This is a genomic window from Daejeonella sp., assembly GCF_046590655.1.
Taxonomy (GTDB): domain Bacteria; phylum Bacteroidota; class Bacteroidia; order Sphingobacteriales; family Sphingobacteriaceae; genus Daejeonella.
This window is the reverse complement of the sequence record NZ_JBKJUM010000050.1, coordinates 1-21235: the sequence shown is the minus strand read 5'-3', so window position 1 is coordinate 21235 and position 21235 is coordinate 1. Positions and strand designations below refer to the sequence as shown.

19 protein-coding genes are annotated in these 21235 nt (G+C 41.5%); 11 read left to right on the top strand and 8 right to left on the bottom strand.

The genetic code is table 11. The features are described 5' to 3' along the window. From chrA to ACLL8Z_RS05630, 3 genes are all read right to left on the bottom strand, one after another. The coding region (gene chrA / locus ACLL8Z_RS05640; protein WP_411273789.1) for a chromate efflux transporter at positions 1-1001 on the bottom strand (1001 nt) is incomplete at its 3' end. 118 nt (positions 1002-1119) lie between these two features. Next, positions 1120-2028 (bottom strand): sulfite exporter TauE/SafE family protein, encoded by a 909-nt coding sequence (locus tag ACLL8Z_RS05635; protein ID WP_411273788.1) that lies wholly within the window; start codon positions 2026-2028, stop codon positions 1120-1122. Positions 2029-2032: 4 nt separating this feature from the next. After that, entirely contained in the window at positions 2033-2737 is a 705-nt protein-coding gene (locus ACLL8Z_RS05630; protein WP_411273787.1) for a DUF2490 domain-containing protein, read from the bottom strand. Positions 2738-3311: 574 nt separating this feature from the next. Here ACLL8Z_RS05630 and mutL point away from each other — a divergent pair. The 6 genes from mutL to ACLL8Z_RS05600 all read left to right on the top strand — a co-directional run bounded on the left by mutL (position 3312) and on the right by ACLL8Z_RS05600 (position 10370). Beyond that, positions 3312-5165, top strand: coding sequence for a DNA mismatch repair endonuclease MutL (gene mutL, locus ACLL8Z_RS05625; protein ID WP_411273790.1), 1854 nt, complete (start codon positions 3312-3314; stop codon positions 5163-5165). 14 nt (positions 5166-5179) lie between these two features. After that, positions 5180-5911 carry a rhomboid family intramembrane serine protease gene (locus ACLL8Z_RS05620; protein WP_411273786.1) on the top strand — a complete coding sequence of 244 codons (732 nt, stop codon included), beginning with the start codon at positions 5180-5182 and terminating at the stop codon, positions 5909-5911. Then, entirely contained in the window at positions 5908-6759 is an 852-nt protein-coding gene (locus ACLL8Z_RS05615) for a rhomboid family intramembrane serine protease (protein ID WP_411273785.1), read from the top strand. The genes ACLL8Z_RS05620 and ACLL8Z_RS05615 overlap by 4 nt, the downstream gene beginning before the upstream one ends. Further along, positions 6759-7880 carry an endonuclease/exonuclease/phosphatase family protein gene (locus tag ACLL8Z_RS05610; protein ID WP_411273784.1) on the top strand — a complete coding sequence of 374 codons (1122 nt, stop codon included), beginning with the start codon at positions 6759-6761 and terminating at the stop codon, positions 7878-7880. Before ACLL8Z_RS05615 ends, ACLL8Z_RS05610 begins: the two co-directional genes overlap by 1 nt. A gap of 46 nt (positions 7881-7926) precedes the next feature. Next, a complete protein-coding gene (gene cysS, locus ACLL8Z_RS05605) occupies positions 7927-9390 on the top strand; it encodes a cysteine--tRNA ligase (RefSeq protein WP_411273783.1) in 1464 nt (487 codons plus the stop codon). Positions 9391-9503: 113 nt separating this feature from the next. Further along, positions 9504-10370, top strand: a complete 867-nt coding sequence (locus tag ACLL8Z_RS05600; protein WP_411273782.1) for a hypothetical protein — start codon at positions 9504-9506, stop codon at positions 10368-10370. Positions 10371-10402: 32 nt separating this feature from the next. On the opposite strand, the gene ACLL8Z_RS05595 is transcribed toward ACLL8Z_RS05600, so the two are convergent. Then, positions 10403-11566 (bottom strand): IS4 family transposase, encoded by a 1164-nt coding sequence (locus ACLL8Z_RS05595; protein ID WP_411273781.1) that lies wholly within the window; start codon positions 11564-11566, stop codon positions 10403-10405. A gap of 251 nt (positions 11567-11817) precedes the next feature. Here ACLL8Z_RS05595 and ACLL8Z_RS05590 point away from each other — a divergent pair, with 251 nt between their 5' ends. Beyond that, complete coding sequence (locus ACLL8Z_RS05590) at positions 11818-12129, top strand: phosphoribosylpyrophosphate synthetase (protein ID WP_411273780.1); 312 nt, start codon at positions 11818-11820, stop codon at positions 12127-12129. Here ACLL8Z_RS05590 and ACLL8Z_RS05585 read toward each other — a convergent pair. Together ACLL8Z_RS05585 and ACLL8Z_RS05580 are read right to left on the bottom strand one after the other, a co-directional pair. Continuing rightward, a complete protein-coding gene (locus ACLL8Z_RS05585; protein ID WP_411273779.1) occupies positions 12126-13091 on the bottom strand; it encodes an AAA family ATPase in 966 nt (321 codons plus the stop codon). The genes ACLL8Z_RS05590 and ACLL8Z_RS05585 overlap by 4 nt on opposite strands. A gap of 4 nt (positions 13092-13095) precedes the next feature. Further along, a complete protein-coding gene (locus ACLL8Z_RS05580; RefSeq protein ID WP_411273778.1) occupies positions 13096-14472 on the bottom strand; it encodes a peptidylprolyl isomerase in 1377 nt (458 codons plus the stop codon). 385 nt (positions 14473-14857) lie between these two features. On the opposite strand from ACLL8Z_RS05580, the gene ACLL8Z_RS05575 reads away from it, so the two are divergent. Next, positions 14858-15415 (top strand): hypothetical protein, encoded by a 558-nt coding sequence (locus ACLL8Z_RS05575; RefSeq protein ID WP_411273777.1) that lies wholly within the window; start codon positions 14858-14860, stop codon positions 15413-15415. Beyond that, entirely contained in the window at positions 15415-15990 is a 576-nt protein-coding gene (rdgB, locus tag ACLL8Z_RS05570) for an RdgB/HAM1 family non-canonical purine NTP pyrophosphatase (RefSeq protein WP_411273776.1), read from the top strand. The genes ACLL8Z_RS05575 and rdgB overlap by 1 nt, the downstream gene beginning before the upstream one ends. 159 nt (positions 15991-16149) lie before the next feature. Here the strand turns inward: rdgB and ACLL8Z_RS05565 are convergent, their stop codons facing one another. After that, positions 16150-18120 (bottom strand): OstA-like protein, encoded by a 1971-nt coding sequence (locus tag ACLL8Z_RS05565; protein ID WP_411273775.1) that lies wholly within the window; start codon positions 18118-18120, stop codon positions 16150-16152. A gap of 52 nt (positions 18121-18172) precedes the next feature. Between ACLL8Z_RS05565 and tilS the strand changes: the two genes are divergently transcribed. Beyond that, positions 18173-19510, top strand: coding sequence for a tRNA lysidine(34) synthetase TilS (gene tilS, locus ACLL8Z_RS05560; RefSeq protein ID WP_411273774.1), 1338 nt, complete (start codon positions 18173-18175; stop codon positions 19508-19510). Between the two features lie 2 nt (positions 19511-19512). Beyond that, on the top strand, positions 19513-19995 hold the full coding sequence (locus ACLL8Z_RS05555; protein WP_411273773.1) for a hypothetical protein: 483 nt from the start codon (positions 19513-19515) through the stop codon (positions 19993-19995). An 80-nt stretch (positions 19996-20075) separates the two neighbouring features. Here ACLL8Z_RS05555 and ACLL8Z_RS05550 read toward each other — a convergent pair whose 3' ends face one another. Next, positions 20076-21038 carry an isopenicillin N synthase family dioxygenase gene (locus ACLL8Z_RS05550; RefSeq protein ID WP_411273772.1) on the bottom strand — a complete coding sequence of 321 codons (963 nt, stop codon included), beginning with the start codon at positions 21036-21038 and terminating at the stop codon, positions 20076-20078. Between the last annotated feature and the right edge of the window lie 197 nt (positions 21039-21235).

The window sequence follows — 21235 nt, the reverse complement described above, 5'->3', positions numbered from 1 at the left end:
AATGCACCAATTACTGCCGCGGTTATTCCATCAACAAAGGCCTTGACACTTTGATTTTTGACTATTCTTTTAAATGATGGCGCTAAAACAACCGTAAACAGAAAACAAGGTAAAAAGGTTGCTAAGGCAGCTACCGTTGCGCCAGGAAAGCCGGCAACCAAATAACCGATGAAACCCACAGTAATAACGACCGGCCCAGGAGTGATCATAGCGACTGCTACTGAATCAATAAACTCGGCCTCTGTTAACCACCGGTATTCCTGCACGACACCAGCATGTAAAAAGGGAACTATAGCCAATCCGCTTCCGAAAACAAAGGCTCCCGCCTTAGTGAAGAACAGTGCTATATTAATCAGGACATCGCTATTATAATCCCAGAAACCAATACCAACTACTAAGACTGAAGGTAATATCGGTTTTCTGAACCATTGAGGAGGAGCTTTTATGAACATAAAGACTAAGCCCGCCAAAAGAAAAAATAATACTTCCTCGCGCTGGATAATAACGGTAATGATGACACCCATCAAATAGAAAACCCAGAGCAGCCAGTTTGATTTAATAGATAGCCAGTTAATTTTACTAATGGATTTAATGGTGAGTTTATAAGCACTGATTGCGATGATTCCAATCACCGAAGCCCCTACTCCATAAAATACCGCTTGCATCCACGGAAGCCCGCTGTATAACTTGTAGGCCATTCCCAACAGCAATACCATGATAAACGATGGCAACACAAAAGCTAAACCGATCAACGTTGCCCCAAGTAACCTGTAATGCAGAAACCCTATGTAAATTCCTAATTGAGCGGCGAGAGGGCCGGGAGCCAGCTGGGACAATGCCAGTCCTTCTTTATATTCTTCCTCTGTCAACCATTTTTTATCTTCTACAAGGTCGCGATAAATATAGCCTACCAAAGCAACTGGACCTCCGAAGCCCCATGTTCCTAGTTTCAGAAAATAGATCGTCAGATCCTTCAGCGAATATCTTACCGTGAAGTTCATTAAACATCTAATAGGAATTCATTTATTTAATACTAAAATTAAAGACTGTCCGGAGATGATTTATACTTGAAGCTAACATCAGCTGTATGTTGGTTTTTTAAACGGATTAATTCTGAAATCAGACGATGTAAATTTTCACAAGCGTTCTCAGGCTTAGAAAAATAAGTAACAGTCCTACTAATACAGTGATTGGTTTTCTTGGAATTCTATTAACCAAATAAGCAGCAATTGGGGCTGCAACTACCCCGCCGATTATTAGCCCGGCAATCAAAGGCCAGCCACCAATACCATCAAAAAGTATGAATGTGACGCCGCTGGCAAATGAAATCCCAAATTCAGCAGTATTAACAGACCCTATTGTGTATCTGGGATTTCTTCCACGACCCATGAGGGTTGACGTTACAATTGGCCCCCAGCCGCCACCGCCTATTGAATCCATAAAACCTCCAAACGCCGCCAAAAACCCGATTCTTTTCGTTTTCTTCTTTTGGATGTTTCGACGCAAGCCTTTAACGATGATAATTACCGCCAAAATAATCATATAAATAGCTATATATGGCTTAATTATATCCCCATCTATTATATCAGCCAATAAATATGCCCCCAAAGCAGAACCTAAAACCCCTGGGATAAGCAGGTTTAGCACCAGCTTTTTATTTATGTTTTTAAACTTATGGTGAGAAATGGCAGAAGCCCCGGTTGTAAACATCTCAGCTACATGAACTCCCATACTACTTGTGGCCGGCGGAACTCCAAATGAAATCAGGAATGAAGTGGAGGTTGCGCCATAACCCATACCTAATGTTCCATCTACCAGCTGGGCAAAAATGCCTATGCATAGGAAAATAAGGAAATTATAGTCCAGACCATTCTTAATGCCTGCCAGCGAAAAATTTTCGTGATAGTTGAAAACTAATATAAGCATTAGAGCAACCATTAATACAATAGGAACACCGTACCAAAGATGTCTTATAGATTTTGACCGGCCTTCGGCCGCCTTAATACGTTCTAAATTCTCTGCACTCATCTCTTTAAATTTGAATTTTGTGATATATTGTTAACCGAAGTATGTCTCTCTCGAAAAATTGATTGATAATTGCTCTTTGCTGATAAAGATGGAGATAACCAAGTTCGGCGGACAGGTTTTTAACAAGCCCAACTTCAAAGCCAGTGTAAATTCTGTTCTGATCAAATCGTCTACCAGCGAACGTACTTCCAGAGTTAAACATAAGCTCATCTGAAATTTTTGCGGCAAGAGGAACTTTATCTTCAATCCCATTTATCCTATAACTCATCTGGATCCTGTATCTGAATCTGATATTGAAATTATAGCCTTCAAGAAGATTTAAACCGTTATTTTTATGTATGAACCTTTCATCAATTCTTAACCTTTGCTGCAAATTTAACTTTGAACTGATTGGATTACTGTAATTAATTTCCTGTACGGGTCGAATTTCAGGTATTGTCAATCTTGAAGTAGAGTGTGGATCCTGAGGGCTTTGAGATGAATAGCTAAGTCCGAAAGCTGCATCGAAATTCTTTAAAAATTTATAATGAAGACGAGAATGAATAATGAGTTGCTGGTGCCTGTTATTATCAAAAAAGCGTCTCTCATCAATTTCATTATGCCATGTCATCTTCTTATTAAACGAAAGTTGATTATAATAGCGTAGCCAGTATAAATTTTGTTTAGTAACCGTTTTTTGAGCGTTAACCTGCTGGTTTAGTAAAAACATTAATATTAAAAAAAGTATAATTCTTATCATTATTTTGATCGCCAGCTATTAAAATATATGGACAAAAATATAAAGTATATTTAGTCTACCAAATTTGTAGACTATTATTTGGTAATATTTTAATAGTTCTTATTATCAGGTAGGAAAGAATATCCTAAATAATTAGGTTGAACTTTCCAGAACAGGGATGGATCTCGTCAAGGGCACATGGCCCCAGCCACTGTGTCAATGGGCAAATATAGCCTGCAGATTAGATGCTCCGCTGTAGTTTCAAGTCTGTTGGATTTGAAATATCCAGAGGACGCAAGCTGCGCTGCGTCTGCACGAGATCCCTGCCTGCCGGCAGGCAGGCCCGACCAGGTCGGGGAACAGCCCATCCAATCCTGAAGAGTATAAACAAATCCCTTCTAAAATGTTGAAAATCCTTCCGTCAATAATCCCTCTGAACGATTAAAACACCTTATCTTTAGGCTTTGAAATGCTGTAATACAGATCAATCAAAATGAGCCGTATTGAGCCAAAACCTCCCTACGGTTTGCTCTCATTAATCAACATTATACAAAAGGAAAACAATTTGTCTGATATTATACAGCTCTTACCTGATTCGGTAGCAAATCAAATCGCTGCCGGAGAAGTGGTTCAAAGGCCTGCGTCGGCGCTAAAAGAACTGATTGAAAACGCCATAGATTCGGGTGCAGATAAAATTCAAATTATCATAAAGGACGCCGGTAAATCACTGATCCAAGTCATTGACAATGGATGCGGGATGAGTATGACCGATGCGCGTATGTGCTTTGAGCGGCATGCTACATCCAAGATCAGGAAGGCTGAAGATCTTTTTGCTATCCGCACGATGGGTTTCCGTGGTGAGGCGATGGCCTCAATTGCGGCTATTGCCCAGGTTGAGCTCAAAAGCCGGCGTTATGAGGATGAGCTTGGAACGTGCATACGTATAGAAGGATCTGAATTAATAAGCCAGGAGCCTGTTTCTGCCATGCCGGGAACCAGTATCAGCGTTAAAAATCTCTTCTATAATACCCCGGCCCGACGAAATTTCCTGAAAGGGAATCCCGTAGAGATGCGACATATTAATGATGAATTTCATCGTGTGGCATTGGCAAACCCTGAGGTATTTTTTACTCTCCATCATGATGGCAATGAAGTCTATCACTTACCTGCAGGTAGCTTAAAACAAAGGCTTATGCATCTATTCGGAAACGCTTACAATCAAAAGCTGGTTCCTGTTGAAGAAACAACAAGCATTATAGGGTTGAAGGGCTATATTGGCAAGCCTGAATTCGCTAAAAAAACGCGTGGAGAACAATTTTTCTTTGTAAACAACCGATTTATCCGGGATCCCTACCTTAACCATGCTGTTCTAAATGCCTATGAAGAAGTTTTAGCATCCGACAGTTATCCACTTTATGTTTTGTTCATTGATATCGACCCATCGAAAATCGACATCAATGTTCATCCCACAAAAACCGAAATAAAATATCAGGATGAGAAGGCAATTTATGCCATCATTCGTTCGGCAGTAAAGCGTTCGCTGGGAAAATATAATATAAGTCCAACCCTGGATTTTAATCAGGAAACTGGTTTCAGTCAAATGATAACAACAAAGGCTCACGAAGATATTATACCTCCTCAAATTGCTTACAATCCCGAATTTAATCCCTTCACTTCAGCTAAGAATGAACGGGAAATTCCGTTTCTCAGAAATGCCGGAGAAGAACGTAAAAGCGTTATGAAAAACTGGGGCTCCCTTTACGACATCGTAGATCCGAAGGCCCGTCAAGAGCAATTTGAGCTCCCTGGCAACCGGAAGATGGATGCCGAGAACCAGCACCTTCACTCTACCGGAAAGCAGATTTTTCAGCTTCATAACCGTTTCATTATTTCCCAAATCAAGTCGGGCTTTATGCTGATAGACCAGCAGCCGGCACACGAACGGATCTTATATGAACGCTTTGCCCAGCAACTGGAAAGCCGGCAGGGAGCAAGCCAGCAAAGTTTATTTCCTCAGACTGTTACATTAAACGGGTCAGATTTCGAACTCGTAAAAGGCCTATTACCTGATATACAGTCGCTTGGATTTCAAATCAGAGAATTCGGTAAGAACACGCTGATCATCGAAGGTATCCCCGCTGATATTGGGCCAAATATCAGCGAAGTTGAAATGCTGGAACATTTGATTGAAGGATTTAAGAACAACCAAAGTGCTTTGAAGCTAAACAAAAGGGATAGTCTGGCCCGGGCATTGGCACGGAATACTTCCATAAAGACAGGCATGGCACTCTCCGCTGAGGAGATGAATACCCTGATTGACGAGCTGTTTGGATGCGAGTTGCCAAATATATCGCTTAGCGGAAAGCCCATAATAAGTACATTTACAATCGAAGAGTTAATACAAAGATTTGAGAAATAGCCAGACGCGCATATATGAATCCATTAGCTAATATTCCGCCGGTTGTCAAAAACCTGCTTATAATCAATGTCATCTTCTACATCGCCATGATGATGTTTGGCGGACAATTTATGACAACACTTCTGGGTGTTCATTACTTTGACAGCCCTGATTTCCGGATCTGGCAGGTAGTGACCTACATGTTTATGCATAGTTATCAATCACTATTTCATATCATGTTTAACATGTTTGCTTTGTATTCATTCGGAACTACACTGGAGTATACTATGGGCTCCAAACGCTTTCTGAATTTCTATCTTCTTACAGGATTGGGTGCCCTTGCATTACAAATGATTGTTCAGGCATTTGAAGTTTACGGGATTACCGGAAGTATTGTGAACGACGGTTCATATATCATCGATAGCGCCAAAAGAACAATCAGTTATCCTGAAAACATGGACCAGGAGCAGGCTTCCAAGTTATTAGGAATCTACTTATCCTCAATGGTCGGTGCGTCAGGGGCTGTTTTCGGACTGCTTATAGCCTTCGTAATGTTATTTCCAAACGTGGAATTAATGATCATGTTTATTCCTGTTCCAATTAAGGCGAAATACATTGTTCCTACGTATATACTGCTGGAGCTTTTCCTCGGCGTCAAACAAATTGAAGGAGATTCGATAGCACACTACGCGCATTTAGGAGGAGCTTTATTCGGATTTATTTTAGTAAAATTATGGGGTCTTCGCCGCAATGATCGCTTTCTATGAATAAGTCAATTTTCAGCGAATTATATTACAAGGTTTTCAAGTCGGGAAGCCCTCTCTATCTTTTCATAGGGATAAATGTGATGGTGTTTCTCGCCATCAATCTATTAGCTGCGGGCGAATTCTTAACGAGTGGAAGTGATATTGCTGCCGACTGGCTGGAGCTACAACTTGCCATGCCAGGCTATTTTCAAAAGCTCCCCTACAAATTCTGGACTCTTTTTACCTACATGTTCACTCAAAGGGAATTCTTCCATTTACTGTTCAATATGCTTTGGCTGTACTGGCTCGGACTGATCTTTCTCGACTTTTTGAATAAAAGGCAGTTCATTTTCACCTATTTGGCGGGTGGGATAATGGGAGCTATTTTATATCTGCTTGCATATAATTTTCTGCCGGTATTTAGCGGCACAGTGGAACGATCCATTCTGTTGGGATCTTCAGCAAGTGTGATGGCGGTTGTTGTAGCCACTGCCACGCTGGTTCCTGATTTTACCATACAGCTGCTTTTTTTAGGCCGGGTTAAATTGAAGTACCTCGCACTCGCTTATTTCGTTCTTGACATAATCGGTATAAGCTCCGAACCGGGAGGCAGTATAGCACATATTGGCGGTGCAGTATTAGGCTTTGTATATATTCAGCAATTAAACCGTGGAACAGATTTCAGCAATATCTTAAAACGCAGAAGCAAGCTTAAAGTAGTTAAAAGCAAAAAGACAGCATCCGCTCCTGTGGCGGGACCCCCTGACCAGGAAATTATAGACAGCATACTGGATAAGATCTCGCAGTCAGGCTACGACAGCCTGACGAAAACGGAAAAAGAGCAACTATTTAAAGCAAGCAAAAAATAATGCGCAAGAAAAAGAAGCGGTCGGGTTTGAATATTTTCAACAAGCTGGTACTCGTTGGTAATATTGCAGCAGTCATATCCCTTCTCATTGCTTATCTCTCCTCTTACACAGATCCTAATGACCTCTGGGTACCGGCATTTTTCGGACTCGCCTACCCGGCAATACTGGCGGTAAATCTGGTTTTCATTATCTATTGGCTCATAAGCTGTCCGAGGTACGCCCTCCTTTCTTTACTGATGATCCTGGCAGGCTGGAATGTCTTGTCAAGTTATGTCGGATTTCGGGAAAGCTCTGGTATAATGGTACCTAAATCATCTGAAAGCTTCATTCGGATATTGACCTACAACGTCCATAACTTTAAGCAATTCGGCGACAAGAATGACAAATTTACCAAGGATCAAATTCTTGACATCATTAAAAAAGAGCAACCAGACGTGCTCTGCTTCCAGGAATTTTTCAGTCGGCAGCGGGGAGATTATAACTTCAGGAAACTTATACCTGAAATATTAAAAAGTGAGCATTATTTCTTTCAACCAACTATTGACAATGGTTATGAGGCTACCGGGACTGCGATATTCTCCAAACACCCAATAGTAAGAACGGGAAAAGTTGTTTTTGCAAAAACGATGAATTGGAACGAGGCGGTTTATGCTGACATAAATTATGCTGACAAAATCTTCCGGGTATATAATGTACACTTTCAATCCATTAGCTTCCAGCCTGAGGATTATCAATACCTTAAAAAGGTTACAAAGCAAATCGATACGGATGTTGAGTCTTCACGTAAGATCGGAAGCCGTTTAAAACTCGCATTTATTAAACGTGCTTCTCAGGTAAAAATTCTTCGATCACATGCCGACAGCTGTAAAACACCTTATATTATTGCAGGTGATTTTAACGATACTCCCATCTCCTACACTGTAAAGGAAGTTTCCAAGGGTTTGCAGAATGCCTTTCGTGAAAAAGGCAGCGGATTTGGAATCACATACAATGGAGAGTTTCCGAATTTTCAAATCGACTATATTCTTCCATCGCCCGAGTTTACTGTTAAAAACTATCTCATAGTCAAGAAAAAATTGTCAGATCATTATCCCGTCCGAACCGATCTTCAATTAAAATAAACGTACTGTACCCCTAAAATCGATTTTCAATATTTATGTTTGCACCATGGATAGCAACCTGGTCATTTATAATACACTTACGAGAATCAAAGAGAAATTCGAACCCGTAAATCCACCATTCGTTGGCCTGTATGTCTGCGGACCTACTGTCTATAGTGATGTACATTTGGGGAACTGCAGAACCTTCGTCTCGTTCGACCTGATCTATCGCTATCTGCTTCACTCGGGATATAAGGTCCGCTATGTCCGGAATATCACTGATGCTGGTCACCTTGAGGGTGATATGGATGAAGGTGATGATAAATTTGCTAAAAAGGCTAAGCTTGAACAGCTTGAGCCAATGGAGATCGTACAAAAATATACCATAGGATTCCATGATATGATGCGCCTTTTCAACGCGCTTCCCCCGGACATTGAGCCTACAGCAACGGGTCATATCATCGAACAGATAGAAATGGTTAAGCAGATCATCTCAAATGGATATGCATATGAAGTTAGTGGTAATGTGTATTTTGATGTAGAAAAATATTGTCAGGAATATAATTATACTATTCTTACGAACCGCCAGCTTGACGATCTCCTGGAGAATACGCGAGAATTAGGCGGACAAAATGAAAAACGGGGAAGGCTTGATTTTGCCCTATGGATTAGAGCTAAGCCAGAGCACATCATGAGATGGCCATCTCCCTGGGGTGTAGGTTTTCCCGGATGGCATATTGAATGCTCAGCAATGAGCAATAAATATTTGGGTGACAGCTTCGATATACACGGAGGAGGAATGGATCTGGCAGCAACTCACCACACGAATGAAATTGCGCAATCACAAGCCTGCAATCACGTACAGCCTGCAAAATACTGGATGCATACCAATATGCTGACTGTTAACGGGGCAAGAATGTCGAAGTCGAAAGGCAATGGATTTTTGCCCGGAGAACTTTTTTCAGGAAAGCATGAGCTTCTTAGCCGGAGTTTTTCTCCAATGTCAGTACGGTTCTTCATGCTTCAGGCTCATTACAGAAGCACGCTTGATTTTTCCAATGAAGCACTGGAAGCCTCTGATAAAGGATTTAAACGTCTAATGAATGCTTTCGGCCTGCTTGACAAACTTAGTCCTTCCAGCAATTCAACAATTGATCCTGGTAGTCTTTCAAAACGTTGCTATGCGGCCATGGACGATGATTTCAATAGTCCGGTACTTATTGCTGAACTTTTTGAAGCCGCTCATCTCATCAATAGTGTAAATGATGGCAAAGAAAGTGCAACACTATCCGATATCGAAGGGCTAAAAAAACTAATGAATGATTTCGTTATCGAAGTGCTGGGTTTTAAAGAAGAAAATTATCAAACTGATGATTTTAGTAAAATCATGGATCTTATCATCGGTCTTCGTTCAGAAGCAAAAACAAATAAGGATTATAACACCTCCGATAAGATCCGGATTGGACTAAATTCGCTTGGGATACAGCTGAAAGATAATAAGGACAATGTTACTATCTGGAATAAGGTTTAAATGTGAAAGTGAAAGGTGTAGGTGAACTTTCACTGTTAACGGTCAACGGTCAATTATCAGCTATCAACTCAATTGGCACTATTTATGTCACGGAGGAATAAATAAAGTTTTACATGAAATCCTTCACAGTCCCAATTACATTACTGGTTTCAATCACGTTAAATAGTTTCGCACAGCCAAGTAACGGGAAAGTAAGTTCTCTGGTAGCAGCAGAAAATTATTTTGCAGCTAAGGCTAAAGAAAATGGCGTCAGAGAGGGGTTTTTAAGAGTATCTGACAATGAAACGCTGGTTTTTCGGCCTAATGCGGTTAATGCGGAAGATTTCTATGATAAAAAGCAGTTAGACCCTGGAGAATTGCTTTGGGAACCGTCTTACGCCCGAATTTCCCGCAGCGGTGATTGGGGCTTTACTACGGGACCCTATATTTATACAGCTTTCAGCGATAGTTCCAAAACGTACGGACAATATCTCTCGATATGGCGCGCGAATGGAAAAGGAATTTGGAAACTTGCATTAGACATTGGAACGCCGCATCCTAAACCAATCAAGGAACCCAGGATGGATTTTACAGATGCCAAAGATTCCAGGTTTTTCAGACAGCTTTCCCCTGTACGTTTAAAACAAAGAGAAGAAATGATCCTTGCTTCTGACAGACTGCTTGCCAACGCCCATACTAAAAGCACCGCCTTAGGTTACAATACATTTCTGGCGGATGAAGCCCGATTAATATTTCCCGGCACAGAGCCTATTATCGGCAAAGAAAACATCAGTAAATTTATATACGATCAAGGAATCAATATCTTTTCTGAACCCGCATATGCTAACCGCTCTATCGGCAGCGATCTGGCATTTTCTTATGGAACCGCACAAATCACCACTAATACCAAAACAGCTAAGTACAATTACGTGCGGATCTGGGAATCACAGGAAGGGTTTAAATGGAATGTGATTGTGGAGATGTTCTCGCCTGCGGAGTAAGTTGTAGGTTATAAGTTATCACTAGTGTCCACTTAAAAGAGACTGAGTGACAGTTGTTTACAATTTAGTTCTTTGACATCTTTGTAATCTATTTTGGTAAGTAGCTCATTTATAGGAGTTTTGTCAAGTAGGGAAACCCCAATCACCTGTAATATCTCGTAAGTTGTTCGACTCGTTTTTAGCGTTTCAGCTACAATTGCCACTAGGCAATAGGCTGTGATTGCAGAATAAATCTGGATTCTAACTGCGTTTTCGGAGGTTCCCCAAAAAGATTTGATCTTTAGGTGCTGTTTGATCCATTTGAAGAAGAGTTCGATCTGCCAGCGTTTGCGGTAAAGAAGAGCAACTTGTAGTGCGGTGATTTCCATATTGTTGGTTAGGAACACAAATGTTGTTTTGCTTTCCTGATCGTAATACTTCACTCGTCTGAGTTTCTCAGGATAGTTTTTCAGCGGATAAAAGCTGACCAGTTTGCCAATCTGATCCCATAATACACCTGCTGATCTGTCTGCTTTGCGGGAATACATTCTTCGATACCTTAGATCTGACCGCGCCCGTACTACGAAAAAAGCCTTACGTTTTGTTATGTCATAAAGACGCCCGAAATCTACATATCCGCGATCGAAAATATAGTAGGCAGCCTCTTCATAATTCAGGTGATCCATGCCATTCACATCATTCACCAAGGCGGTTGTTATGTGTATAAAAGCGGGTATTTGAGTTGTAATATCGAATAAGGTATGCACTTTTATACCACCTTTGTTCTTACGAAATCTGGCCCACCAAAAAACGCTCAGGCAAAGATCAATAGTCGTGGAATCGAACGCATAGATCTTTCCTTTGATCTCGAAGTCTTCATTCGCTCGTTTATCTCGTGCTATCCCGATCAGGTGGTAAGCGAATTCCTCGAATATTCTGCTATTGCGGCTTTCATTCGCCTTAGCCAAGTTGCTCCGAGTAACGCTTTTCCCCAGTCCAAGATGGTAGGATTTACTACTATGAGCTTCCAGGGTGATAACCAGATCCCGCAGACTGTCGCGATTGGTCAATTGGCCGAACAACATACAAAGCAGTTGGTTCCAACAGGAAAAGTGCTTTACATATTTATCGCCATCATACTTCCTTACTATTCCGTCAAAGACACGCTGTGGCAGAAACTCCGCCAGTTGTGCGAAAACATATTTACCCTGGTTCATATAAGTCGATTTCTCGGCCTAACGTACCCAATTCAAATCGTCACGCACCAAAACAGCGCTTAACTAATAGATTATCAATGATTTCAAAGAACGTTTTTTATTTTTTAATGGACACTAGTGATAAGTTATAGGTTATAAGTCTCTTTCGTAACGCATATTGAAGACGTAATAAGTTGTATTTATAGGCTATAAGTCTCTTTCGTAACGCATAAAGAATCCGTATATTAGTACAGACAACTGTCAACTTACAAATGAGTCCCGAAAACTACAATAACCTCGTCGAAGCCATAAACGGGCTCCGCAGCCGCGGCTATAACTACGATTTCAATTATAAGAATGCATGCCTTTTTTGCGACAAGATCAACGAACGATTCAGTGCCAGCGACCTGAAGATCACGGAATATTACCGTTTTGAAGGAATGAGCGACCCTGAAGACAATTCAGTGATTTATGCCATTGAGAGTAAAGACGGTCATAAGGGAATTATGATAGATGCTTACGGTCCTTACGCCGATGAGCATAAAAATGCCTTTATTGCTAATATAGAAGTGATAGAGGGCTAAAGTAAATTTTGAATTAGCTTCTCCGTACTTATCCCCTCAGCCTCTGCCTTATAATTACGCACAATCCGGTGCCTTAAAATCGACTCCGCAACAGCCTGCACATCTTCTTTATCGGGAGAGTACTTTCCAGTAATAGCGGCATGGCATTTGGCTCCAAGGACCAGAAATTGCGAGGCGCGGGGACCTGCACCCCAGCTTAAAAACTTATTAACTTCATCAGTAGCAGTGGCTGTGCCGGGACGTGTTTTTGCAGCCAGTGAAACGGCATACTCCAACACATGATCGGTAATGGGAATATTCCTGACGAGTTGCTGGAAATGGCTGATCTCAGAAGAATTTAGAATCTTCCTTAGTTTGATCTCCCGGTTAGCCGTTGTATTTCTGACTACCTGTAATTCCTGTTCAAAAGTTGGATAAGTTAGAAATACATTAAACATGAACCTGTCGAGCTGTGCTTCAGGTAATGGATATGTTCCCTCCTGTTCTATAGGATTTTGTGTAGCCAATACAAAAAATGGCTGCGGAAGTTTATGTGTTTGGCCGCCAACTGTCACAACTTTCTCCTGCATTGCTTCAAGTAAAGCCGCCTGAGTTTTAGGAGGTGTACGGTTGATCTCATCGGCAAGAATGATATTGGAAAATACCGGCCCTCTGATAAATTTGAAGGTGCGGTCTTCGCCGAGAATTTCAGAACCAATAATATCTGAGGGCATCAGATCGGGAGTAAACTGTATACGATTATAGCTCAGGTCGAGAACCTGGGCAACAGTTTGCACCAGAAGTGTTTTCGCGAGTCCGGGTACACCTACCAGCAGGCAATGCCCGTTACTGAATATGGATATTAATACTGACTTAACAACTTCATCTTGTCCAACGATAATCTGTCCGATCTCATCTCTGATTTCGTTATAAGAACTATGTAATGCGTCTACGGCTTCTACATCGGTTGCATAAGTCTTCATTCGGTCAATTTTGGGCTGTGGTCCAGGTGGATATTTCGGAGCAGGTTTGAAATTCGGAGTCTATTTTAATATAAGTAACCCGTCTTCTTTTCTCAAACCATTCGCTGATAGTACGATTATTTTTATCTTCAAATGCTACGTCTTTAATCTTGGGAAAATCCTGATCAAGATTGGCCTGGTGCGGACCGGTCTTAGATTTCAGGTAAAGAATACGATAGCCCTGCTTTCCATCCGGAGCAGTAAATTGAGTGGGCTGTGAAACTGTGGCTACTTTCATTGTATCAACAGTTAGAAATACTGCCGGATCAAGCTTGTCGGAGGGTATGAATGTAGTCCGGCTCTGAACGTTTTCTGCATTTAGCATCATTCCGCCATTGTATTTTGTGTCGTTGTTATCAGAATATAATGAGGCCGCTGTACCAAAATCTACCGTTTTTTTAGTCACTTTGGTATAGATGCTATCAATGTGTGCTTTGGCCCTTTCCATACTTGCAGGAACAGCTTCAGTTTTTATAAGGATATGGCGCACATTTACCTGTTCACCGCGCCTTTCAACTACTTGAAGCACATGAAAACCAAATTCAGTTTCAATTACCTGAGAAAGCTCTGCAGGTTTAAGCTTAAATGCAGTTGCTGCAAATTCCTTCACAAGGCTGGTTCTGTCCATGAATCCCAGATCACCGCCTTCACGGGCTGAACCCGGATCCTGTGAATAAAGACGTGCCAGTGTGGCAAAATCTTCACCTCCCTTAATCCTTAATCTGAGTGCTTCTGCTTTATCCCGAAATGCTTCTTTTTCAGTTTTGTTCATTTTAGGATAAACCACGATTTCGCCCACTTCAACCTCTGTATTGAAAAAAGGCAGACTATCTTTGGGTATAGCCTCGAAATAACGTTTCACTTCAAGCGGAGTAACAGCTACATTTTCAGTAATCTTTGACTGCATCTTATTAGCAATAAGCATTTCCTTTATATCCGGCCTGATCTCATCTTTATACTGGATAAGTGAGCGATTTAAGAATTCCTCCAGGCGTTCCTGTCCGCCGGCACGTGCTATACTGCTTCTCAAACGACGGTCAATTTCATTATCAACATCATCTTCGGTAACCGCGATAGAGTCAATAATTGCCTGTTGTCCCAGTATTTTCTGGGAGATCAATCCCTGAAGGATCTGACACCTCACATCGGCATTGTCCGGGTTTCCCTGCGACAAATATTGGGCGTATTGCATATCGATCTCAGACTGCAATATAATGGAGCTTCCAATAACGGCAACAACTTTATCTAGTGATTTTTTTGTATTTGGAACTGTTGTTTGTGCCATCACCTGCGCCAGGCTAATAAGCAGTAAACCAACCAGAATTCCTAAGGTCTTTCTCATTTTTATTCTTCTCATTCTCTATAAGCAGATCATTCTGCATTCTAACTCGTTCAACCCGTTCAAAAACAATAGCCAGCCTAAGAGGCCGGCTCACGGATCAATTCTGCAAAATTATCAGATAAAATTCATTAATCAATGATTTATAAAAAATCAAATGACTTACGCATTAATCTTTTGAGATGACATCTCAAGATAAATATTCTGATACTTTTCCAAGTCATAGGAACGGAAATGTTACTATAATTGATGCCCTGAATATTTACCAGCTTCACTGAATTGCCTCTAAGATAAGCTTTTGAAAAATAAGGCACTTCCATTTAACTATTTTTAACAGATGCTTTGTTAGTTTTGCGTAGCATTTAGACACAATTGCATAATTCTACGGATGGGAAAACTGATTACTCATAATGCCAATGCACTGCGTTTTCTGATGAATGAAGATATTTATTTGCTTGGCGATCTAGTTCAGGCGGATAATCACATAGTTTTACCAATTGAGCTGAATATTAAACCTGAAAAGGCACAACCTGTCAATGAGACTTCAAAAAAAATATTGCCAGTAGCAAACTTCAGCTACCTGGGAGAAAATAACCGGTACTTCCTTATCCTTGTTGATGATAAAACTCATAAGGAACTGAATACTCCTCACAAGGAAATGTTAATGAAAATAATGGCTGCAAAGAAACTGGAGCTCAGGGATTTGGCTATTCTTAACCTCGCCCAATATCCCGGAACAAATTTCGGACAGCTAAAAGATTTTTTCAGCTGCAATAGAATTATCCTTTTCGGAATAAATCCCGGCGACATCGGGCTTCCGGCAATGGGTGCTAATCATCCCGGCAAACATCTGGATGTCAACGTGCTGGCAACATTCGGACTGGAGGAAATGAGCAGCAACACAGACAAAAAGAGAGAGTTCTGGAATGTAATGAAAGATTTCTGATGGAATTGATCTTCGCGAGCAACAATCAGCATAAGTTAAATGAGATCCAGGCTATTGCTGGGAACAAAATTTCACTAAAGAGCCTGAAAGATATTTCCTGCTTCGATGAAATTCCGGAAACCGGAAGGACGTTTGAAATCAATGCCGGACAAAAAAGCCGATACATTTACGACCGCTTTCATGTTAGTTGCTTTGCTGATGATTCCGGGCTGGAAATAGATGGTTTGAATGGTGAACCGGGAGTAGATTCCGCTCACTATTCAGGCAGCAGGGATTTCGGAAAAAACATGGAGCTTGTACTTTCAAACTTAGGCGATAACCCGAATCGCAGGGCAAGATTCAGAACTGTGATCTCGCTACTATTAAATGGCGAAGAACATCTTTTTGAAGGCACCATCGAGGGGAACATCACCAGGGAGATTTGCGGCACTAAAGGGTTTGGGTATGATCCTATTTTTATTCCTGAGGGTTATGATGTGACTTTTGCGGAGATGGATGCGGAGGAGAAAAATAGGATTAGTCATCGGGCGGTGGCGGTAAGGAAGATGGTGGTTGCCGCGCTGAGCTCGCAATGACATAATTGGGCTTGTTAGGTATTGGCTGCTGGTTGCTTGTGTCATTGCGAGTGTAACGAAGCAATCTATGATACTATAATTAGAGATTGCTTTGTCGTAACTCCCCGCAATGACAACCCCATTAAAAGCATGTCTTGCGTAGGGCGGAGGTTCCTCCTTTTACAATGCCTTTTTAACCGGTGTCACCTTCTTAGCAGGAGCAGTTTTAGCTGGAGTTGTTTTCACAGGAACTGCCTTTGCAGCAGCTTTTGGTTTTTCTTTCTTAGCTAGCTGGGGTATGATCTCTTCTTTCGATTTCGGGCGATCTTTAGGTTTCCAGATAAAGCCTTTTAAGATTTTATCTTCTTCAGTCAATTTATTCATAGGTTTGGTTGATGCCTGAACCGCGCGGATAAAGTTTATTCCCCTAAGTCGGCCATCCGAAAAGTTGATCTTTATACGGCTGCTGACCTGATGATTTAACCCAACATAGGCCGAATCTTCTTTGACATAGTACACGCTTTCTGCATTACCATCTACAAAAAGCTGGTTAAGCTTATTGTCCCTGAAGTAACCCGTTATAACTTTTCCCTTGATCTGATTAAAATTTACAGAATCTTTATCTTCTGAATTTACGATGAAGCTGTTATGCTGCAAGAGCATATTATCAAGTTTCTTGTTCTTCAGCTGAAGATAAATCGTATCCCCGGTGAGCTGGGAACCCTGAGCCCATACAATAGGGTTAAAATAACACCTCACTGTTGAATCTGAATAGCTGAAGAACATAGAATCCGCGCGAGCCTGAAGATCTGACTTAAATATTTTAGCGTTGCGATAGGCTATCACTATCCGATTTCTTGCAGTATCAAGGGGGATAGAATCGGCGGGAGCTTTCGCATTTACTTTTTTGGCTGGAGCAGCGGCGCCTTTTGCAGGAGCAGTCGTCTGAATCACTGGCTTTGACTTTTCCGAATTGGGCAGGGCCACTGGAGTTGTTGTTTTGGCTTTTACCTGGGGCGGCGGTACCACCTTCTTATCGGGTTCAAGAGGCTTCAACTTTTTTGAAGTATCCTGCGCGGCAGAATTCGCTGATTTAATAGTGACATCAGTTGCAGCTAATCCCGGGGTAACGGGTGGTTTAACCTTTGGCACGGTATCAAGAGTTGAAAGTTCAGTATCGGATTTAAGCTCATCCTTTCTAAAAGGTTTTATATCCCGCGTATAAACTACCTTACTAAAAAGCGTATCAGCGGTATACCAAATAGAGTCTACTTTCGCCGAATCTGATTCAGTGATGATAACGACATATGGATTTTTTGTTACCAGTATACTTTCATCAGCCTTTCTGTAGAGTCCGACCCCTCCCCGAAGTTCTGCTTTCTCTGCCGTATCTATGAATGTTATATTGCCGATCGCTCGTCCATAGCCAGCATTCCGGTCATAAAAGAGACTATCTCCCTTCATCGATTTACTTCCCTGAGTGTAGAGGTTATTCTTACCAAAGCGAGCCTGGTCGTTCGTGGTGTTATAGGTTCCATTCTCGGTATAAAGGGTGTCGTCTTTACCATAGATATTCGTAGGACCGTAAAAAAAAGCGATCTTCGAATTTGCATTGTACCTTAAGGTATCCGTCTTGATCAGGGCATCCGGCGTGGTAAGGATTACATTATATCTGAAATACGCGTCACGGGTCGACTCGAAATAATAGCCATTTTTACTGGTGAGAACATTTGTTCCGTTTACAATTTTTCCGCCGCCATTATACGTCCCTACTTTTGTGGCCATATTGTATGTTAAGACAGGCGTGGTAAGGGTAGCATCTTTATCGATCATTCTCACATTATTGGTAAGAACTGCTAGTTTAGTGTTACCATTATAATTAAGAAGGTCGGAATAGATAACGGTGCCCGATGGCTGGGTGATTACAACATGTCCAAATGCATCAAATACATTTGATTCAAAATTCACGTCAGCACTATCGGCAGCTAAAGTTGAACCGTCATGTTCGAATACCGGGCCAATTACACGGGCAAATCCCTGGTTCTGAAAACCTTTAGTCAATATAGAACTCTGGAGTTTAATCTTGGTGCCTTGTGCAATAACAGCAAATGACAGAACAGAAAACAGAACAGAAAAAATGATTTTCCTCACCTTACAAAAATAGTTTTTTGGCTAAGGATTTTAATTAAATAATTTTGAGCTGATGGACACACTTAGCCGCCTCAGTACTTTTATCAAACAACATGCCCTTTTCCAATCCGGCGAGCGTGTTCTGCTTGCTGTAAGCGGGGGCCGCGACTCGGTTTTTATGGCACAGCTCTTTAACGAAGCAGGGTTTGACTTTGGTATTGCACACTGTAACTTCACCCTGCGGGGCGATGAATCTGAAATTGAAGAGCAATTTTGCTCTGACCTGGCGTCAGAACTTGATGTGCCTTTTTTTAACACCCGATTCAACACATTGGAACATTCTCAGCAAAATCATATCTCCATTCAAATGGCTGCCCGGCATTTACGCTACCAATGGCTGGAAGAAATAAGATCAGATTTCGATTATCAGTACATCGCAATAGCGCAGCATCAAAATGATGTGATGGAAACCATGCTCCTGAATCTTACACGGGGAACTGGCATCGCAGGCATGCATGGAATACTGCCAAAAAAGGGCAGAATTATCCGGCCGCTCTTATTTTTAAAGAGGGATGAAATAGATAAGATTGTCGCTGAAAGAGGATACTTATACCGGGAAGACAGCTCCAATGAATCCACTAAATATGCCAGGAACAAGATCCGGCTGGAGGTCATTCCCGTTCTGAAAAAATTAAACCCATCACTGGAAGAAACATTTGAAGCTAACCGCAAGCGTTTTCAAGAGCTTGAGACTCTGCTGAAGAATCGGGTCAGGGAATTAAGATCAGAGCTGTTTAAACAAGTCGGGCCTGACGAATACGAGATCGATCTGCGGGGCATGAAAAACCTTGATCCGGTAGATACGCTTTTGTACGGCTTGTTTCATTCTTTCGGTTTTACTGAAACGGTACTTCGTGATTTTAAGAGAGCATGGAATGGTGAGCCAGGAAAAATGTTTAGCTCCGCATCACATGACCTATGTCTGGACAGAGACAGAGTTATTCTGATCAAAAGAAAAAGCATTCCGGAAGATCCTGTTTATATTAAAGATCCACAGGCCTCAGTAAAATGGAATGAAAATACATACAAGAGCGATACCATTCCGACAGGCGATTTGAAACTCAGTGGAGAGAAGTCTGTCGCTCAGCTGGACCTCGATCTATTAATATTTCCATTGATTCTCAGGCGGTGGAATGATGGTGATCGCTTCCAGCCACTTGGAGTCAAGGGAACGAAAAAACTAAGTGATTTCTTTACCGAACAAAAAGTACCTTTAATCCGTAAAAATGACATAGGTATCCTTGAAAACGGCAATGGTGATATTGTATGGATTGCGGGTTTCCGCATCGATGAGCGCTATAAAATTACCGCTAACACCAAAAAAGTTTTTATCTTCGAACAATACACCTGAACATGCAGAATTCGCCAGTCTTTATTGAAAAACAATATCTGGGCCGTGATTACAGCCGGATAAGCGTCAGGCTGGTGCTTGCTCTTTTCTGTTTTGCAGCATATTTTATAACCGAAAAAAGAGAGCAAAATGCATCCCTCTTTCTGGTCGTTGGTTGCGGAATTCTAGTGGTTTCAGTAGTCATGATGTTTCTACTGCATTACAAAACCACGGTGCAAAATAAAAGCATTGTGCTCGATGGACTGTGGACCACCAAAATGGTTAAGATCGATCTGAACGGCATTGTAAAAATTGAGCGCACAGCTTACAGCCCTTATCTGATAAATAATCCGGTATATAATTTACATCAAAAAGGTACCGTCCACTTTTATGCCGGCGGTAAATACGCAATCAAGCTAACCGATCGCGACGGGCTTTTATATGTCATAGGAACACAGAGCCCTGCGGAATTGGAGGAGAGTATCAGGGGGCAGATGAAAGGTTAGTTGGTTAGTTAGTTAGTGGTTAGTTGTTAGAACGGGTAGATTAGACGATTTGCCCTAACCACTAACCACTAACCAACTAACTACTTTTTGAGCCCAATCTCCCTCAACCTTTCATCTAAATAATCCCCGGCAGTAATATTATTATATGCTCTAGGATTTTCGTGGTCTATACAGGATTCTAATGCTGTGAGGTCCATATTTGCTTTTGGGTGAAGGAAGAAGGGTACAGAAAATCTGGAGGTTTTCATGAGTTCACGTGGAGGGTTGACTACCCTGTGTGTTGTTGATTTTAGCTTATTGTTAGTTAAGCGCTGTAGCATATCTCCAACATTAACTACAATATCTTCCACATTTGCCTTAACGGGATACCAGGTACCATCGCGAGTTAATACTTCGAGGCCGTCTGCACTTGCACCAATCAGAAGGGTGATCAGGTTGATATCTTCATGAGCACCGGCACGCACTGCATCAGGAGGGAGGTTATCCGGATCTTCAATCGGGAAATAATGAATGCCCCGCAGGATAGAGTTGCCATTGTGAACTTTATCATCAAAATAGTTTTCCGGAAGGTTTAGATATACTGCAATAGCATGCAGCAAATGCTTGCCTGCAGATTCAAGGCGCTGGTAAACTTCCCTTGTAATTTCATTGAACCTTGGCAGTTCGTTCACCAGCACATTATCCGGGTATTCCTCCTTGATCGGGTCGTTATCGCTAACTACCTGACCGCTTTGCCAAAACTCTTTCAGGTCGGGCGTCTTAGAATCTTTCGCCTTTTCACGGCCTTTACTGGTGTAACCCCGCTGACCGGCGAGTTCTGCTATTTCATACTTTAGCTTCTGCTCATCAGACATGCTGAAAAACTTCCTGACCTCACCGTAAAGCTCATCCATGAGCTCCTTTGTCATGCCATGATTGGCAATGGTCACAAAGCCCGTTTCATTAAAGGCTTTTCCAATATCATCAGAAAATTGCTTTTTTTGTTCTGCACTACCCTTAACGTAATCGTTAAGGTCGAGACGGGGGATGTTTACTTGAGCCATTTATTTGAGTTTTACGTTGTAGGTTATAAGTTGTAAGTAGCATAACGCATATCCTACCGTATAGACTTACGACTTACTAATTTTAAATTATACTTTGTACGTTATATGTGCGAAACGCATAAAACCTACATACCAACCTTCTTACCTATTACTTATAACTTATTACTTACAACTTATAACTTACAACTTACAACTTA